The 17,752-nt window shown below is 36.2% G+C and carries 14 protein-coding genes and 1 riboswitch; of the genes, 7 read left to right on the forward strand and 7 right to left on the reverse strand.

Translation table 11 applies throughout. The features are described 5' to 3' along the window. Positions 1 to 9: 9 nt before the first annotated feature. The 4 genes from ilvD to B8967_RS11130 all read right to left on the reverse strand — a co-directional run bounded on the left by ilvD (position 10) and on the right by B8967_RS11130 (position 6,258). Positions 10 to 1,689 carry a dihydroxy-acid dehydratase gene (gene ilvD / locus B8967_RS11115; RefSeq protein ID WP_179140055.1) on the reverse strand — a complete coding sequence of 560 codons (1,680 nt, stop codon included), beginning with the start codon at positions 1,687 to 1,689 and terminating at the stop codon, positions 10 to 12. A 225-nt stretch (positions 1,690 to 1,914) separates the two neighbouring features. Continuing rightward, positions 1,915 to 2,787, reverse strand: coding sequence for a branched-chain-amino-acid transaminase (gene ilvE / locus B8967_RS11120; protein WP_084086140.1), 873 nt, complete (start codon positions 2,785 to 2,787; stop codon positions 1,915 to 1,917). Positions 2,788 to 3,151: 364 nt separating this feature from the next. Continuing rightward, on the reverse strand, positions 3,152 to 4,018 hold the full coding sequence (folP, locus tag B8967_RS11125) for a dihydropteroate synthase (RefSeq protein ID WP_084086141.1): 867 nt from the start codon (positions 4,016 to 4,018) through the stop codon (positions 3,152 to 3,154). Positions 4,019 to 4,236: 218 nt separating this feature from the next. Beyond that, the gene (locus tag B8967_RS11130) at positions 4,237 to 6,258 is read right to left on the reverse strand and encodes a hypothetical protein (RefSeq protein ID WP_143330506.1); all 2,022 of its coding nucleotides are present in this window, start codon (positions 6,256 to 6,258) and stop codon (positions 4,237 to 4,239) included. A 365-nt stretch (positions 6,259 to 6,623) separates the two neighbouring features. Here B8967_RS11130 and B8967_RS11135 point away from each other — a divergent pair, with 365 nt between their 5' ends. The 6 genes from B8967_RS11135 (at position 6,624) to B8967_RS11160 (ending at position 11,803) form a co-directional block, all read left to right on the forward strand. Then, the gene (locus B8967_RS11135) at positions 6,624 to 7,190 is read left to right on the forward strand and encodes a DUF1599 domain-containing protein (protein ID WP_047487836.1); all 567 of its coding nucleotides are present in this window, start codon (positions 6,624 to 6,626) and stop codon (positions 7,188 to 7,190) included. Between the two features lies 1 nt (position 7,191). Further along, positions 7,192 to 8,301 (forward strand): BT_3928 family protein, encoded by a 1,110-nt coding sequence (locus tag B8967_RS11140; protein ID WP_047487833.1) that lies wholly within the window; start codon positions 7,192 to 7,194, stop codon positions 8,299 to 8,301. A 78-nt stretch (positions 8,302 to 8,379) separates the two neighbouring features. Further along, positions 8,380 to 8,730: a tellurite resistance TerB family protein gene (locus tag B8967_RS11145; RefSeq protein WP_047487831.1), complete on the forward strand. Its 351-nt coding sequence runs from the start codon at positions 8,380 to 8,382 to the stop codon at positions 8,728 to 8,730. Positions 8,731 to 8,786: 56 nt separating this feature from the next. Further along, positions 8,787 to 9,545, forward strand: coding sequence for a triose-phosphate isomerase (gene tpiA, locus B8967_RS11150; protein ID WP_047487828.1), 759 nt, complete (start codon positions 8,787 to 8,789; stop codon positions 9,543 to 9,545). Between the two features lie 712 nt (positions 9,546 to 10,257). Next, complete coding sequence (locus B8967_RS22470) at positions 10,258 to 10,857, forward strand: helix-turn-helix domain-containing protein (RefSeq protein ID WP_179140056.1); 600 nt, start codon at positions 10,258 to 10,260, stop codon at positions 10,855 to 10,857. 130 nt (positions 10,858 to 10,987) lie between these two features. After that, complete coding sequence (locus tag B8967_RS11160; protein WP_084086144.1) at positions 10,988 to 11,803, forward strand: aspartyl protease family protein; 816 nt, start codon at positions 10,988 to 10,990, stop codon at positions 11,801 to 11,803. A 126-nt stretch (positions 11,804 to 11,929) separates the two neighbouring features. On the opposite strand, the gene B8967_RS11165 is transcribed toward B8967_RS11160, so the two are convergent. After that, a complete protein-coding gene (locus B8967_RS11165; RefSeq protein ID WP_084086145.1) occupies positions 11,930 to 13,192 on the reverse strand; it encodes an esterase-like activity of phytase family protein in 1,263 nt (420 codons plus the stop codon). 259 nt (positions 13,193 to 13,451) lie between these two features. Beyond that, positions 13,452 to 13,644: riboswitch (cobalamin riboswitch) on the forward strand. A gap of 68 nt (positions 13,645 to 13,712) precedes the next feature. On the opposite strand from B8967_RS11165, the gene B8967_RS11170 reads away from it, so the two are divergent. Further along, positions 13,713 to 14,831: a T9SS type A sorting domain-containing protein gene (locus tag B8967_RS11170; RefSeq protein ID WP_084086146.1), complete on the forward strand. Its 1,119-nt coding sequence runs from the start codon at positions 13,713 to 13,715 to the stop codon at positions 14,829 to 14,831. Positions 14,832 to 14,918: 87 nt separating this feature from the next. On the opposite strand, the gene clpP is transcribed toward B8967_RS11170, so the two are convergent. Both clpP and dnaG read right to left on the reverse strand, forming a co-directional pair. Continuing rightward, a complete protein-coding gene (clpP, locus tag B8967_RS11175; protein WP_047487818.1) occupies positions 14,919 to 15,605 on the reverse strand; it encodes an ATP-dependent Clp endopeptidase proteolytic subunit ClpP in 687 nt (228 codons plus the stop codon). A 112-nt stretch (positions 15,606 to 15,717) separates the two neighbouring features. Next, complete coding sequence (gene dnaG / locus B8967_RS11180; RefSeq protein ID WP_084086307.1) at positions 15,718 to 17,703, reverse strand: DNA primase; 1,986 nt, start codon at positions 17,701 to 17,703, stop codon at positions 15,718 to 15,720. Positions 17,704 to 17,752 lie beyond the last annotated feature (49 nt).

Genomic DNA, 17,752 nt, shown 5'->3' on the forward strand with positions numbered 1-17,752 from the left:
ATGTTGTGATTATGATATTTCGTCCGTCACACAGCCTTCGGCAGCTGATGATACTGTTAATGCATATTTATAAAGCAATCCTTTCTGTACTTTAAGGGCTGGTTTTTGCCATCCTTCTTTTCTTTTTTCAATCTCCTCGTTTGAAACTTTGAGCTGTATGGTATTACTGACAGCATCTATTTCAATAAGATCATTATCCTCTACAAAAGCAATCAACCCTCCTTCATGGGCTTCCGGAGTAATATGTCCCACTACAAAACCATGGGTTCCCCCACTGAATCTTCCGTCCGTAATTAAAGCAACACTGCTTCCTAACCCTGCCCCGATCAAAGCACTGGTAGGTTTCAGCATTTCCGGCATTCCCGGAGCTCCTTTGGGACCTTCATGGCGAATAACAATAACATCACCTTTCTGTACGGTACCATCCTGAATTCCTCTGATCAGGTTTTTCTCTCCGTCAAACACCCTGGCCTTTCCCACAAATCGTTCTCCTTCTTTTCCTGTTATCTTTGCCACACTTCCTTTTTCCGCAAGATTACCATACAGTATTCTCAGATGTCCCGTAGCTTTTACAGGTTCAGACAAAGGTTTAATGATCTTCTGTGTTGTAAAATCCAGTGTCGGAACGTCTTCCAGATTTTCAGCTAATGTTTTTCCCGTAACCGTCAGACAGTCACCATGCAATAAACCTTGTTCGAGTAAATATTTCATTACAGCCGGTATCCCTCCATGATCATGAAGATCCTGCATCAGGTATTTTCCACTGGGCTTAAGGTCTGCCAGTACAGGTGTACAGTCGCTCATTTTCTGAAAATCATCCTGAGTTACAGATACCCCTACGCTTTTTGCCATGGCTATAAAATGCAGAACCGCATTGGTACTTCCTCCAAGGATCACAATAAGACGGAGTGCATTTTCAAAAGCCTTACGGGTCATGATATCAGAAGGTTTAATATCTTTTTCCAATAATATTTTCAGGTATTTTCCAGCTTCAAGACACTCTTGCTGCTTTTCAATACTTAAAGCCGGATTGGAAGAAGAATACGGAAGGCTCATCCCCAGTGCTTCTATGGCGGAAGCCATTGTATTGGCGGTATACATTCCACCGCATGCTCCTGCTCCGGGACAGGAATTTTTGATCACTCCATTAAAATCTTCTTCAGATATTTCTCCGGCAATCTTTTTACCTAGAGCTTCAAAAGCCGAAACAATATTAAGCTGCTCCCCTTTGTAACATCCGGGAGCAATGGTACCCCCATATACCATGATTGACGGTCTGTTGAGCCTTCCCATAGCCATGATAGTCCCGGGCATATTTTTATCACATCCCGGTAATGCAATCACTCCGTCATAATACTGTGCTCCACAAATCGCTTCAATACTGTCTGCAATCACATCCCTGCTTACCAGAGAATAGCGCATTCCATCTGTACCGTTGCTCATTCCGTCACTTACTCCAATGGTGTTGAATATCAATCCTGCCAGTCCGTGCTCCCAAGTTCCTTTCTTTACTACTTTAGCAAGATCGTTGAGGTGCATATTGCAGGTATTTCCGTCATATCCCATACTCGCAATTCCGACCTGGGCTTTCTGCATATCATTTTCTGTAAAGCCTATTCCATAAAGCATTGCTTTTGCGGCGGGCTGTTCGCTGTTTTGTGTGAATGTTTTTGAATATTTATTTAACATATTATCCTGCATTTGCTATTCTTCTTATTTCTTTACAATTCTCTTCTCCGGCATCTTGTCCCTTGCTTCCTCCGGAATTCATAAAAGATGTTTTTACTTAATTTTGACCCAAAACTACAGCTTGTAATATCGTTTTCATTTTCAACTTTTCTGAAAACTACAATATTCAACTGTTTGGAAAACAGATTCAAATAACTGAAAATCAGAACTTTAAATCCATAACATTTACAATGACAGAACTCTTACCCTTTTCAAATAAGCCTGTTGTACCTTTTCACTTGCTGTAGCTTTCCAATCTTTCGTGAAAGGGACGTCATCCAATGAATCCAGAGCTACAATTTCCGCAGCAGTACCACAGAAAAAGCCGGCATCAGCCCCCCTCATTTCTTCAGGTTTAAAGAATGTTTCCTGTACAGGAATATTGAGTTCATTACAGATCTCCATTACGGTTTGCCGTGTAATCCCCGGAAGAATGCTTCCCTTGGCCGGAGTAAATAGTATTCCTTCTTTTTCATAAAAAACATTAGCGCCTGAGCTTTCGGCAACATTTCCGTTTTCATCCAATACCAGGGCCTCATCATAGCCTTTATCTTTAGCATCCTGACAAGCCAGAATAGAGTTTACATAATGACCTCCTACCTTAGCTTCCACCTTAAAAGCTTTGGGATTCGGACGTTGAAATTCTGAAGTCATGATTTTCATTTTATCTGCCAGATAACCGTTATTCCACTCCCAGGCTAATAAAGACAGATAAGATTTTTTACCTTTTGAAAGAGACATATTGGGAGAGCAGGTAACCAACGGGCGGATGTAAGCGTCTGAAAATCCGTTTCGTTCCAGAAGTTCATACGTAAGATCAGTAAGCTGATCTACTGAATATTCGAACGGAATATGCATGAGCTCAGCTGATCTTTTTAATCTTTCGTAATGCTCTTTTGCTTTAAAAATTCTGGTTCCTTGATCTGTAGTGTAGGATTTAATCCCTTCAAAAACAGAATATCCGTAGTGAAGTGATTGTCCGTAAAGATCCATTCCTGCGTCCTTCGCTTTCATGAATTTCCCGTCAAAATAGATGACAGTGTCGTCGTTGTAATACATGCTATAGAGGTTTAAAAAATTAAAAATGGGAATAAAAAAAGCCCTCTCACGCTGTGAGAGGGCTTCATATATGTACAGTCATACACTTTCCTTCTCACAGACGCAAGGGAATAATAATGACGATAATAATTACTGCTAATAACTGATACATACTTTGTACAATAAAAAATTAAAATAAAAAAAGCCGCTTCAAATGAAACGGCTTGTATATAATATAAATTAAAATCTATTTAAAATGCCGCTTCCTTACTGTTGTTAATGACAACAGCAATAATAGAAATGACAATAATATTTTTCTGATTCGTAAAATTCATGTTGCAAATGTATAAATTTTTTAATTCCTCACAAGTTTTTTTAACACTTTTTATTTTTTCTGTAAAAACTGCAGAAGGGTTTCCCTGGCCTCCGCTACATCATGAACCCGTAGAATCTTTGCCCCCTGTTCCAATACTTTCATGTGAAGTTTTTGGGTTTCTTCATTGATATCCAGGGGCGACTTCCCAAGCGGTTTATAGATAAATGATTTCCTGGAAATCCCTATCAATAAAGGAAATTTTCTAAATCCAAGATATTCAACTTCATCAATCATTTTCATCTGATCTTCCACTGTTTTTCCAAAACCAAAACCAGGGTCAAGAATAATATCACTGACACTTTTTTCCAGGAGTATATTGATCTTTTCTGAAAAATACCGGTTGACCTCCAATGTTATGTCTTCAAACCTGATTTTATCATGCATCGTTTCATAAGACGGATTGACATGCATCAGAATGTAAGGAAGCTTTGTCTCAGCGGCTGTATCAAACATTTTTTCATCATACTGCCCTCCTGAAATATCGTTGATCATATCAATGCCTTCGCTGAACCCAAATTTTACCGTTTCTGCATAAAAAGTATCAAGAGAAACCAAGGCTTCAGGAAATTCTTTTTTAATCTGAGAGATTATATTTCCTATCCTTTTTATTTCCTCTTGGCTGCTTAGAAACTCAGCATTCGGGCGTGTAGATTGTGGGCCAATATCTATAATTTCAGCTCCTTCGCTCAACAGTTTTCCGGCTTGTTCCAATGCTGATTTTTCAGTATTGAACCGTCCCCCATCAGAAAAAGAATCCGGAGTGAGGTTCAGGATTCCCATGATCTTTGGAGTATCCAGCTGTACTAACCGACCGTTGCAGTTTATTGAGTAAGGTTGAGCATTTACAGGTTGGGGTGTTTGAGAATCTGAAAGCATAGCGTAATCGGATGATAAATGGTTTTGTATACTGCAAAATTAAGGAGTTAATGGGCAATTTTCACTGAATATTTTACAAAAAATAATAACATAGATATATTTTAATTTGCAATACATATAGCCAATACCCACTCAGCATCGTAAAAATGCTGAAAGGTACCGACTATGAGAAGCTTATATTTTTTAATTATATTTCAACTCTCTCTTTATCAAAATATCTAATCAAAATTAGTTTCTGCATTGTTATAGGTACTTACTTTTGTTGTTGCTTCAGGAGTTAAAAGGATGTAGCCCGCTGCCGGAGTATTGGTTTTTATAGACAATATATTGTGGCTGATCATTCCTGAAATCAATCTGTTGCTATTGTTTGAAACCATAATCACCGGTTCTGATTCTGAAGTTTTTAAAATACAGTTATTGATGGTGAAAAACTGGGCGTTATCAATATAAAGACCCTGACGGGATTTTACATGATCTATAAAAACGTGGTATCCGTTGATATGTGTTCTTCCAATATCACCTCCGGAAATATGAATTTTAGATCCTGCTATTGTATAGGGTAGACTTAATGCTCCATTAATATTTGAATTTTTAATAACGACATCTGAAGTATTACTATTATAGAAAAAATCAGAAATAATTGTAGAGTTTTCTAAAACCATCTGCTTGTAGTGGGTGATGGTATTAAAATAGTAAAAAGAAGATTCTTTAATTGAAATCTTATTCAATTGAGTTGAAATCGGTGATTGAAATTCAATTTTAGAACTTGGAGCATTAATTTTTGACAGATTAACCTCACCCGTTCCCCAAAATAGCAGATTACCTCCTTCAATGATTCCTCCATTAAGTACCAATTTACTTTTTAAAGGATACTCATCTTTAGCAAATTCCATAATACCATGAAATACAGGTTGATCCTGAAAAACCCCTCTAATATAAAGATTATTTACAGTAACCGTATTATCGTTATTATAACTAGCTCTTATCCCTTTTTTTAACAGTACTTTATTTGTAGCTGTTTTAATCTTTAGATTATCAATATATAGCTCTGTGTTGAATATTTGAAGAGCAGAACTGTCAAAGATAAGGTCTCTACTGCCTCTATTGCTGATATCGATATCCAAGTTGCTGATATAAGCATCACCGGTAGCTTCAAACCACATGGCTCCACTAGGGTTATTAGATTCAAACTTACCAGAATCATTGGATATATAAATGTCATTTCCAAAGAATTTAGTATTCCTGTCAGAACAAACTGCAGAAGCACCATAGTTTTCAACTTTTATATTTTCAATATAGTATTCACCAAAAGATACGATAGCCCCATACCCCCATTGTATCATTCCCATAGAATCTGCCCTGTTTCTTAGAACGAAGCCTGGATCTAGAGCTAATTTTTCCAAAATTTCATCTGCTAAATACCCACAATCTTTCGTTGTTATATTCTTAATAAACGTTTTTCCAGACTGAGTTTTACCGTCATCAAACGAGTGGTAAACATGAAAAGGTTTCATTGAAATATTTTCAAAATGACTATCTTCAATATCAACATTTCCATAAGAATAAAAAGTAATAGCCGACATAGCATGAATATTTACAGCTCTTACATTTTTTATAATGGCTTTTGATTTTTCATCTCCTTGTATGAATAAAAAAACATCAACTAAGCTTGGTATGATGGATGGTACAGAAGCATCTCCTTCTCCTTGAATCCATTTTTCAATATTTCCGTTTTCATCTTTGTAAGTACCTCTTCCCCCATCAATAAAAATATTTTCAAATACTATATTTTTTTTGACAGTAAGTTTCCATCCACAATCTGAGTCATAATTATCATTTAGCCGAAAATTAAAGTTGATAAAACTAAAATTATCAACTTCCTGAATAATTCTGTTGAATAAATGATAGGTTAGCCCATTACCATCAATGGTATACCCCATGGATGATATTTTCATCATTTTAGAGATAGCAGGACTATCGTCATTAATACCGTCGTTGAAAGGATTGAAAATCTTCGCATGTAATACTTTAGCGTTTACCGTTACTCTTTTGTAGAAAAAAGCTCCTTTTTTTCTATAAATAATCTGGTCTACTTTAGCGTCAGTCATTGGTGATCCATCCTCCCAAACTAATGTCTTTTTAAAATTGACATTTTCATTTGAGAAGCTATCTACAAGTACTACTACATCATCTGTTGGATAGTTACTTCCAAAAGAGAAAAAATCTTCAGTGTAAATCATAATTTTGTTTTTTTGGCTGTTATTATTGTCAATTCTTGCAAGAGATTGTAAAGCAAAAGTAGTCAGACATGGCGACAAATCTCGACGTATTAAAATTGTGTTTTATGGAGACTGGAGATATAGAGATTTGAGATATGAGACATGAGAAAATCAAGGTATTAGCTGTAGGTGATTTTTTCAACCAAGAGCCAAGAATCAAGAACCTAAATGCCAGACATCAGATTTAAGATATAAGAGGGAGAATATTTACCATTAAACCTTACCACTCGCATCCCCGAACCCGAAACCCCGCCCCATCAAACTCTCTCACCAAAAATTCTGCTACCTAAAAGCTAATTCGTATATTTGGAAGATTAAGAAAATTTATGCTAAAAACGTCAGTACAATTCGAGAAAGTTATCAGTCAGTGTCGTGATCTTTTCGGTAAAAAATTACAGGATTATGGTGCCGCATGGAGGGTTTTGAGACCGAGTTCCATAACGGATCAGATTTATATCAAAGTCAACAGAATCCGTACGCTTCAGATGACCGATAAAAAAATGGTGGATGAAAGTGAGGAAGATGAATTTATTGCTATTGTAAATTATTCTATAATAGGCCTTATTCAGCTTGAGAAAGGTCTTTCCAATGATTTTAATGAAAATAAAGAAGAAATTCTTGGTCTGTATGACAAATATTCCAATGAAGCTAAGGCATTAATGGAAAGAAAGAATCATGATTATGGTGAGGCATGGAGAGATATGAGAATCTCTTCGATTACAGATTTAATTTATCAAAAAGTACTGAGAACTAAACAGATTGAGGATAATCAGGGAAAAACTATCGTTTCTGAAGGCTTAGATGCCAATTATTTCGATATGCTGAACTATGCTGTTTTCTGTCTGATCAAGTTCTCTGAACAAGAAAAACAATTCGAACCCAAAACTATTTAATATGATCAAAGGTTTATTACGCTTTATTATTGCAGTCATTTTTATCCTTTCAGGCTTTGTAAAAGCTGTGGATCTGGTAGGTTTTTCTTTCAAAATGGAAGAATATTTCTCACCTGTTGTTTTCAATATGCCGTTTTTTGAAAAATTTGCACTGCTGTTTTCAATTATAGTTGTTGTACTGGAGCTTTTCCTTGGATTTATGCTTCTGCTTAAATTAAAGCTTAAATTAACCTTGTCTTTATTGATAGCCCTTTGTGTGTTCTTTGGGTTTCTTACTTTTTATTCCGCCTATTTCAATGTAGTAACGGATTGTGGATGCTTTGGAGATGCCATTAAGTTTACACCATGGCAGAGCTTCTTTAAGGATGTTGCCCTTTTGATAGGACTGATTATTGTATTTGTCCTGTATAGAAAAGAATTCCGTAAAAAGGATGAGTATAGCAGTACTCCACAGAAGAATTCGGGAAAATTCAGATACATTATTCTAGGCGCTTTTTCTTTGGTTATGATTTACATTATGGCACAGGGAATCATGCATGAGCCGATCATTGATTTCCGTGATTACAAAGTGGGAACCGATCTGAAAGCCGAAAAAGAAAAAATCAACAAAAACCCTTCTGAATATAAGACTTTTTATTCTCTGAAAAACCAAAAAACCGGGGAGGTTTTAAAGGTCAATCAGGATGATTATATTAAAGAAACAAAATACTGGGCAGAAGGTTCTCCATGGAAGATAGAGGAAGGAAAAAATGAATCTGTCCTGGTAAAAGAAGGCTATAAGTCTGAAATCGTTAAATTTAAGATTGAAGATCCAACAGGAATGGAGCTTACTGAGGAGATCATTAAGGCTCCAAAAGCTATCTTAGTATTCTCTTACCATCCAAAAGAGGTTTCTGCAGATCTTCTTCAGAAAGTGGAAGCCAAAGTAAATGCTGAAAAAGGAGTTCTTATCTATGGAGTTTCAACGGATCAGAATACCTTTAAAACCATTAAAAATGCAATGATGGATGGAACGGCTATCAAAACCATTGCTAGAAGTAACCCTTTTGTACTGATCCTGAAAAACGGAAGAATAGTAAACAAAATCCCAGCAAAAGATTATATACAATAAAATATAAATGGGAGGTGATAGATTGAGCATTGATCACTATCAACTACCATATTTAAACACTAAAATATTCAACAACACATGCAAAAATCAAATAAATCTATCGCCGGATATCACTTATTAATGATCCTTTCTTCTGTAGACGGAGAGTTTGCTCCTGAAGAAGGAATGCTTGTACAGCAATATCTGGCTGATGAATTTCCATTCAGAATGAACCTGGACAATGAGCTTGATACTCTTGCTCTTTTACAGCCTGAAGAATGGAAAGATCACTTTGAATTTCATGGAAGATGCTTCCTTGATGATTCTACCGAAGATGAGCGACTAAAATTTGTTCAGTTTGCAAAATCATTGATCAAAGCAGACAATAAGGTGACAGAAGAAGAGCATACCTTCTATGTCCTTCTGAAAAATTTATGGGGATTGGCTTAAAATATCTTCAAAAAGCAAATAAATCAAAAAATTAAAAAGTAAAATAAATAAATCTTATGAGAAGAAAAATAGTTGCAGGAAACTGGAAAATGAACAAAAATGTAATTGATGCACAACAATTAATGATTCAGTTACTAAGCTATAAAAACAACAATACAACAAACTGTGAGGTTTGGATTGCTCCACCGGCTTTATACTTAATGATGGCAAAAGACATCTTTGAAAAGGATGAGATCGGAGTATTCTCTCAGGATGTGAGCGAGCATGAAAGTGGTGCCTATACGGGTGAGATTTCTGTAGATATGCTGGAATCCATTGATGCAACGGGATCACTGATCGGTCACTCTGAAAGAAGACAGTATCACGGAGAAACAGATTCTCACTGTAACAGAAAAATCAAATTAGCCCTTGACAAAGGTCTTATTCCTGTATACTGCAACGGAGAAACCCTTGAGCAGAGAAAAGCAGGGCAACACTTTGAGGTTGTAAAAAACCAGACTGAAGTAGCACTTTTCACTCTTTCCGCTGAAGAAATCAAGAAAGTAGTGATTGCTTATGAACCGGTTTGGGCTATTGGAACAGGAGAAACGGCAAGCCCGGAACAGGCTCAGGAAATCCATGCACACATCAGAAGTATCATTGCTGCAAAATACGGACAGGAAGTTGCAGATGAGGTTTCTATCCTTTATGGAGGTTCTGTAAAGCCTGACAATGCTAAGGAGATTTTCTCTCAACCTGATATCGACGGAGGTCTGATCGGTGGTGCAGCTTTAAAACTGGAGGATTTCTCTAAGATTATTGAAGCTTTTAATTAATATATTTATGCTGTAAAAAAGGACATCGAGATGTCCTTTTTTACAGCAACTTATTCGTTTTTATTTTTCATAAAAACGGATCCACTCCAAAATAGAAAATAAACAAATCCCAGGATTTTTATTTTTTTCAAATAGGTCACTTAATATTAAATAAATGGATTTTTTAAAAACGATCGCCATCATATCTGTTTTTATATTGTTCCTTCTTATTTTGTTTTTATTGACTTTAAAGTCCAATAAAAAGTTCCCCAATCAACTTTTTGCAGGATATCTTTTTCTGACTGCTCTTGACGTAAGTGGAGTCTTCATTTCTGAACCTATCCTTAGCCTACTTCCCAATCTAGAGATCTTTAGATGGACTATCATTTTATTGAATATACCGCTATTCTATTTATATGTCTTATCACTTTGCTATGAAGATTTTCAATTAAAAAGAAAACATCTTTTGCATCTCATACCTTTTGTTATTATCAATCTCATATTGGCTTCTGGAATCTATTGGACAGATGATATTGAAAAAAAAAAATTTTTCAAACATCATCATCAGACCCTTGAAATGATCATTTTTCAATATTTGATAGAAATCCAGTATTTACTATATATCATTGCTACTTTTACGGTGTTGAAAAGAACCCGAAGCATCTATCTCGAAAACCAGTCTTATTCTTCCAATTTAGTCTTTAAATGGTTGTTTCAACTAACTTTGTTTTTTATGGTTGTCCATTATTTTGCAACATTTAAAAATATATTAAGATATACAGATGAGCATCAACTACTGACTGTCATTAATGGATTTCTGGAAATCATGGCATTACTTTTCACCAGCTGGTTTGTCTTAAAAGCATTAAAATATCCTGAATTTTTCCGGGGAGTTGATCCCCAGTTACAATTAATAAATGATTTTAAAAATAAAACTGAGCCCAAAACCAGATCAGAGGGCAAACAAAATATAGATAACAGCAACGTTAATTTGCAAATTGAATTACTTAACACATACATGACAGAAAAAAAACCATACTTAGATCCTGCTCTTACAATGCAAAGTCTCGCAACACAAATGAATATGCCAACCCGAGAATTATCTATTCTGATTAATTCAAATATGAAACAGCATTTTTTTCATTTTGTAAATACCTATCGTATTGAAAATGCAATGGAATTATTAAAAAAACATTCTAAAAAAGATTCTACGGTTCTAGAAATTTTATATCAGGTTGGCTTTAATTCAAAATCATCATTTAACACTGCTTTTAAAAAGCACACTGCTTTAACGCCCACAGAATATAGAAATACATTCTATAAGACCGATTAGTCGAACACTTTATTTCTTTTTATTTGGTTCGACTTTTTAAAATCGGTCGCTTTTCATAAGATAATAATTCAAATTTGTCCACTATAAAACAGAGACGATTTTTGTCTCACAGAGTAAACAAAAAAGAATTATGAAAACAAAGAAAATATTTTTTAGCGTACTATTTTTAGGGGCAAATATCTGGGGATTCGGACAGGATACCATAAGGCTAAAACCTTATATTGAAAACATGAAAACTGTAGAGGTTTCTATTGAAGGAAAAAAATACAATTTTCTGTTCGATACCGGTGGGGCAGAAACTATTATTTCTCCAGAAATAGCAAAGTATTTTAATAAAAATATATATGGGAGTTCAACAGGATTTAGAATGAGTGGAGAAATTATTAAATCTCAAAAATCAGATGGTATTCCCATTACTATAGGTTCTACAAAAATAGACCATCCAACAGTCGGTGTTTTTGATATCATGACTATTTTACCCAAAGAATTCCCTAAAATAGACGGTGTTATCTCATTAAAATCATTTGCTACCCACATCCTGACTCTCAACCTCGCCAACAATACTATCATTATAGAGAATCATTCTTCATCACAAAAAGCAATGCAAGGAAAAAGTCTTATTCCCAGCAGATTTGCCAATGGACTGGAAGCTACTGAACTCAATATTTTTTTGAATATTCCAAGAGACAATCAATCATACTGGTTTCTTTTTGATTCTGGAAATAGTGGCCCCATGCTTTTATCTACAGAAACAGCCAAAAGTTGGAAGCTATCGAAGGACAAAGATGATATGAATTCTGAGAGTCAATTTATTATTGCGAAAAAAACATTCAGTTCAAGATCATTTACAAGGGACATTATTTATGATGGTGTGCTCAATTTTGAAACCATTTGTAAATATATTTTCACGATTGACTTTAAAAACCATAAAGTTTGGGCTCAGTAAAATAAACAGAAAAACAATATCTTTTTCACTTAAAAAACCAGTAATTTATATTGATGAATTATTCATACAGAGATCATAAAAACGGCGGAATCTTCGATTCCGCCGTTTTCTTTAAAAAAAATCTAATTATTGAATATCGACTACATACATCGTTCCTTTGTCTACCTTCCCTGTTTTAGGAAGAATTTTGGCTTTAGGGTTTCCGTTTCCATCATCTACCACTCCAAAATCATCATCATTGAAAACAGCCAGTTTGTTATTTCCTAAATAAACAATCCCTTCAAACTTATCATGCTCATAGCCCAGTTTCGCTACGAGATCTACTGCAAGGCTTTTAGAAACAGGTTTTATTCCGGCATTCGTAATCTCATCCCAGGTACTCTGTTCCAAAGCTTTATTATTAATTTTCATTCCGTCTACCGCTGCCAGATCTGTTCCATTGACGTCTGTAGCTCCGGATACATTGATTCTGTATACTTTTTTTATTCCTCCCTGTGTTCCGAAATTTCCATCTCTTTCAATCACCAGGAATTCATTATTACTTAATGCAGTAATATCACAAACCGAATCAGAAGCTCCACCATCCTGTTTGTATAAATACTGTTTCGTCTGCCCTGTGATAATATCGAATGTTACAATCCTTGTTAACGTGGTATTGGTTGCCAATGCTTTAGTGGGAACCAGCATCATCGACTGCATTGTTCCTACCAGCGTTCTTCCATCCGGAGTGATACAAAGTCCTTCCATACCTCTGTTGGCCCTTCTTTTGGCTAAAACTGCAGGGAGTTTTCTTGTTCCCGTATTCACTCCAATCGGGCTTATCCTTTCCATTTCTACCCCTTCTGCACTATAATGAACGATATGCGGACCATATTCATCAGAAACCCAGAATGTTCCATCTGGAGCGGCAACAATACTTTCACTGTCCAGACCATATTTATCTGTTCCTAACACATTTCCTGAAGCATCATAAGCTACTTCACCGGTACTCCCCATTCCTATAGGATTTGGAAGTCCTGTGATAGGCTGCCCTGCCGGATTTTTAAGTTTAATATATTGAATGACCTCAATATTACCTTCAGCATTGATCTTAAAATGCATAATCGTTGGGGTAAAATTAGGGGCAAGAAATTTTTTACCGCTTAAGTAGTCTGTATTCGGACCACGGTCTGTAATGACATAGAATTCTCCTTTTCTTGTAGGATGGGCCGCTGCTCCGGATCCAAATCCTCCGTTGATCACATCTACTCCATTGATAGTAGCCAATTTTGAAAAAGCAAATTCCTGTGGAAGCTTAGAATAATTAATCTCCTGGTTACTGGTGGTGTCATCATCTTTACAGGATGCCAGCGCCGTTAACACAAATGCAGATAGTAGCAGTCTTTTCATATTCTCTTTTATGGCTGCGAAAATATAAATTGATTGTAAACTGATCTTGAATATAATGATAATTGTATTTTAACAATGGAACCATGAAAATGAATTTAATATAAACAGTAAAACTTTTGGTTTCAATCCGAAAACCTAACAAGATCTTTAATTTAATTATCAATTCAAAAAAAACAACCCTTTAAAAGCTATTCAGCTTCAGGAGAAATATAAAAACTGAAATATAATTCACAAAACAGGATACAAAAATTTATATGATATATTTGCAACGTTTTAAGGTTGAACACTGTTCATTAATAGGGAATCAAGTGAGAATAAAACTCAATTCTTGAGCTGTACCCGCAACTGTAAGCTGTTTTACTTATAGCACAATACGACCACTGGATTCCTGATCCGGGAAGGTGTGCTATAGGATGCAAGCCAGGAGACCTGCCTTATCCATTGCCACTTCAGGGATCGTGAGTATAACCACTTCTCCTGTAGGTAAGTTTCGGGAATAAAACTTTAATTTAATTATATCATGAGAAAAATCTATTTTTTTTTCTTACTGCTTTTTATGCAGTTTTTGTCTGCCCAATTTACAGAGAACGACATTAAGTTTTGGGTAGGAACAGGTTCAAAGAAGGCCTATTTCATTGCAGATTTTAACGATACTAATTCTCCTACTTCTTATGCATGGGGATATCGTTTTGACGGTGATAATCTAATGGCAGAAGACATGATCAATGCTATTGTTGCGGCAGAGCCTAAAATGGAAGCTGATATTCTTTCAGGATTTCTTTACAGTTTCAACTATAACCATCATGCTCCAGGCACAGATGATTCCTGGATACCATGGTTCGGACCAAGTGCGGAAAATATGTCTAATAACAATAATGGTGCAGGTTCTGTTACTTTAACAGACGGGCTATGGTTTGGTATTACCTATGGATCTGATGATGTCCAGATCGACACTCCGCCATCTACTCCTGTACCCGCTTACAGCTCTCAATGGTATGCATCTTCGCAAATCACCAATTGGATAGGAACAGGAACCAATAAAAGTTTGGTAGTGGTTGATTTTGGTACCAATCAGTCAAACGGAAATGCAGATTCTTTTGTGTTTGGAATTAAATATAACGGAAGCATCACTGCTGAGCAGGCCTTACAACTGATCCAGTCTCAAGCCTCTTATTTTAATTTCACCTCATCAAACAGCCAGATTTCTGCTCTGTCATTGAATAATTTTACCGGAAACGCCACTGGAGCGGACAGTTGGAAATTATATAAAGGAAAAGACCTCTCAAGCTGGCAAAAGAAGTCTGAAATTTCTCAGATTCAGCTAGCCAATAATGACTGGATGGGTATAAGCTTCGGACAGAGAAGACCATTTACCCCTACGGAAGCAGCCGATTCCACATTGGGTGTTTCTTCTGCCACAAAGAAAAAATTCAGTATTCATCCTAACCCGGCGAGTCATTTTATTCAGATTGAATCTCCTGAAAAATATACGGAAATCAATATCTATTCTTCTTTAGGTCAAAAAGTAATCACTTCCCAATCCACAAAGATTGATATTCATTCTTTGGCTGCCGGAATTTATTTTGTTGAGATGAAAACAGCAAATACTTCAACCATCCACAAGATCATCAAGAAATAGAACATCATATATGAAATACTTTTTCATACAATTATAAAACAAAAAAACGCACCGTATTGGTGCGTTTTTTCCGATTTCCAGCATCGATTATTTTTTCTCTGTTGATCTCTGTAAAACCTCATCTACCATTCCGTAGCCTTTAGCTTCTTCAGAAGTCATCCAGTAGTCTCTGTCAGACGATTTTTCAACCCACTCATAAGTTTGTCCTGAGTGATGTCCGATGATCTCATAAAGCTCCTGCTTTAATTTCAACATCTCTCTTAAGTTGATTTCCATATCAGAAGCAACCCCTTGTGCACCTCCTGAAGGCTGGTGAATCATTACTCTTGAATGCTTAAGAGCAGAACGTTTTCCTTTTTCTCCTGCTACTAATAATACAGCTCCCATTGAAGCAGCCATACCTGTACAGATTGTTGCTACATCAGGCTTAATGATCTGCATGGTGTCATAAATTCCTAATCCAGCATAAACACTACCTCCCGGAGAGTTGATATAGATCTGAATATCTTTTGACGGATCTGCACTTTCTAAGAATAAAAGCTGAGCCGTAACAATATTGGCTACCTGATCATCAATTCCTGTTCCCAGGAAGATAATCCTGTCCATCATCAAACGTGAGAAAACGTCCATCTGAGCAACGTTTAATCTTCTTTCTTCCATGATGTACGGTGTAAGATTCGTTGGGCCATACATTCCCATATACTGATCGGTAACCAAACCGCTGTTTCCTAAATGTTTTACAGAGAAATCTCTGAAGTCCTTTTTAATGTCCATATTTCTATTATGTATTATTTTAACAAATATTCTCGAAGTTTAAATTACAATATTTATTCCTAAAATTTTATGAGACTTTTTGTCACAGAACAGGAATATATCTGTCCATAAACTATCTATTTCTTCCGCCATAGATGCCTTTAATCGGCGAATACTCAATAATAGCGCTCAACCGTATGGAAGCCTGTTTCAGCAGGGTAATTTTTTTAATCAGATCATAGTATTTTGTCTCATCATTATCGCTGTACTGATCCAGTTCTTTTGCTGTCTCTTTTATGAGATAATCAATATATCTGTATTTATGCAATAATACATCACCTCTTACCTGATCTGCCACTTTATCACCATAATTGGGAGGGTAAATATTTCTCGACGCCCAGTTTTCCAGATCATCAAGAGGAATCAACGCGTCAACAACCTTTGTGGTAATGTCTTCGTCCATAAAAGATACAAAAAAGTTTCCACTTCTGAGCTCTTCCTTTTGAATCCCTTCTCTTACCTGATTAATGATAATTTCATTTTCTTTTACTAAAAAGATATATTGTTCTTCTTCAAAATGGTGAAGGATTTCTTCAATAACAGTGATCTGATACTCCTCATTGTTATCAGTTGTCCTTTTCAGAACAATATCTCCAAACATCAGCATATGATCCACCAACTTATTCTCCATAAACAGAACATCATACAGGAAAGGATCTTCTTTCTCCTTATCCAAAGGCACAATCTCCATCTTCGGAGGGGCACTTTCTTTCTGCTGTTGCTGAACATGATGGGTCTGGTTCTGTGTGATCTGTTTCTGAACGTCAAGTTCGTTGAAAAGACTCTGCTCCGAAAGACCAAATTTATTGGATACTTCCTTAAGATAGACTTCTCTTTTCAGTGCGTTCTGAACAAAAGAAACCGACTTTACAATATTTCGTATTGCCTCAGCTTTTTTGATAGGATCGGTACCGGCATCTTTTAACAGGATCTCAGCTTTAAAATCGATAAAATCCATCGCTTCATTTTCGATGTATTTTTCAACATAATCCTGCGGATGTTTTCGGGCAAAAGAATCGGGATCATCTCCATCCGGGAAGAGCAATACACGGATATTCATACCTTCCGTCAAAAGCATATCAATGCTTCGGAAACTGGCTTTAATCCCAGCATTATCACCATCAAAAAGAATGGTTACGTTTTCCGTCAGCCTTTTAATCAGCTTAATCTGCTCGGTAGTCAGGGAAGTTCCGGAACTGGCCACCACGTTTTCAATCCCGGACATATGAAGTGAAATCACATCCATATATCCTTCCACCAAAAGACAGGTATTCTTTCTCGAAATGGCCTGCTTGCTCTGGTTTAGCCCGTAAAGAACATTCGATTTATGATAGATCTCCGTTTCCGGGGAATTGAGATATTTGGCTGTTTTGACATTGCTTTTAAGAATTCTGGCTCCAAAACCTAAAACCCTTCCTGAGAAACTGTGAATCGGAAAAATAACCCTTTCCCGGAAGCGGTCTATTCCTGCCGGAGCATTTTCAGGGAAAATAGAAAGTCCCGATTTCTCCAGAATTTCTTTAGAATATCCTTTTTCCTCTGCATAGGCTGTAAAAGCATTTTTCTTTTCGGGGGAGTATCCCAGCTGGAATTTCTTGATGATATCATCTCTAAGCTCACGCTCTTTAAAATAAGCCAGCCCTATGCTTCTTCCATCTTCAGCATCCCAAAGGATTTCCTGAAAATAATTATTAGCCACTTCATGGATTTTATACAGAAGGTCTTTTTCTGTCTGCGCATGCTTAGCTTCTTCAGAAATTTCACGTAGATCTTCTTCAATTTCAATTCCGTACTTCTTGGCTGCATGGCGAAGTGCTTCAGGATAAGTAAAATTTTCAATTTCCATCAGGAAAGAGATGGCTGTACCTCCTTTTCCTGTTGAGAAATCCTTCCAGATCTGTTTACTTGGTGAAACTACAAAACTTGGAGATTTCTCTTCATGAAACGGGCTGAGCCCTTTAAAGTTAGATCCTGCCCTTTTCAACTGCACATACTCACCCACAATCTCTTCTACCCTGATTGTGGAGAATATTTTATCTATCGTCTGCTTAGAAATCATGATGTAAAAATAAGATATTTCTTTTCCTCTAACAAAAAAAGAAAGCACT

The sequence above is a fragment of the Chryseobacterium sp. YR221 genome (assembly GCF_900176315.1).
Classification (GTDB): domain Bacteria; phylum Bacteroidota; class Bacteroidia; order Flavobacteriales; family Weeksellaceae; genus Chryseobacterium; species Chryseobacterium rhizosphaerae.

Excerpts from the sequence above, each read along its gene's own strand:
- ilvD (WP_179140055.1), bottom strand. The coding sequence starts at position 1,689 with ATGTTAAATAAATATTCAAAAACATTCACACAAAACAGCGAACAGCCC.
- ilvE (WP_084086140.1), bottom strand. The coding sequence starts at position 2,787 with ATGTATTACAACGACGACACTGTCATCTATTTTGACGGGAAATTCATG.
- folP (WP_084086141.1), bottom strand. The coding sequence starts at position 4,018 with ATGCTTTCAGATTCTCAAACACCCCAACCTGTAAATGCTCAACCTTAC.
- B8967_RS11130 (WP_143330506.1), bottom strand. The coding sequence starts at position 6,258 with ATGATTTACACTGAAGATTTTTTCTCTTTTGGAAGTAACTATCCAACA.
- B8967_RS11135 (WP_047487836.1), top strand. The coding sequence starts at position 6,624 with ATGCTAAAAACGTCAGTACAATTCGAGAAAGTTATCAGTCAGTGTCGT.
- B8967_RS11140 (WP_047487833.1), top strand. The coding sequence starts at position 7,192 with ATGATCAAAGGTTTATTACGCTTTATTATTGCAGTCATTTTTATCCTT.
- B8967_RS11145 (WP_047487831.1), top strand. The coding sequence starts at position 8,380 with ATGCAAAAATCAAATAAATCTATCGCCGGATATCACTTATTAATGATC.
- tpiA (WP_047487828.1), top strand. The coding sequence starts at position 8,787 with ATGAGAAGAAAAATAGTTGCAGGAAACTGGAAAATGAACAAAAATGTA.
- B8967_RS22470 (WP_179140056.1), top strand. The coding sequence starts at position 10,258 with ATGGTTGTCCATTATTTTGCAACATTTAAAAATATATTAAGATATACA.
- B8967_RS11160 (WP_084086144.1), top strand. The coding sequence starts at position 10,988 with ATGAAAACAAAGAAAATATTTTTTAGCGTACTATTTTTAGGGGCAAAT.
- B8967_RS11165 (WP_084086145.1), bottom strand. The coding sequence starts at position 13,192 with ATGAAAAGACTGCTACTATCTGCATTTGTGTTAACGGCGCTGGCATCC.
- B8967_RS11170 (WP_084086146.1), top strand. The coding sequence starts at position 13,713 with ATGAGAAAAATCTATTTTTTTTTCTTACTGCTTTTTATGCAGTTTTTG.
- clpP (WP_047487818.1), bottom strand. The coding sequence starts at position 15,605 with ATGGACATTAAAAAGGACTTCAGAGATTTCTCTGTAAAACATTTAGGA.
- dnaG (WP_084086307.1), bottom strand. The coding sequence starts at position 17,703 with ATGATTTCTAAGCAGACGATAGATAAAATATTCTCCACAATCAGGGTA.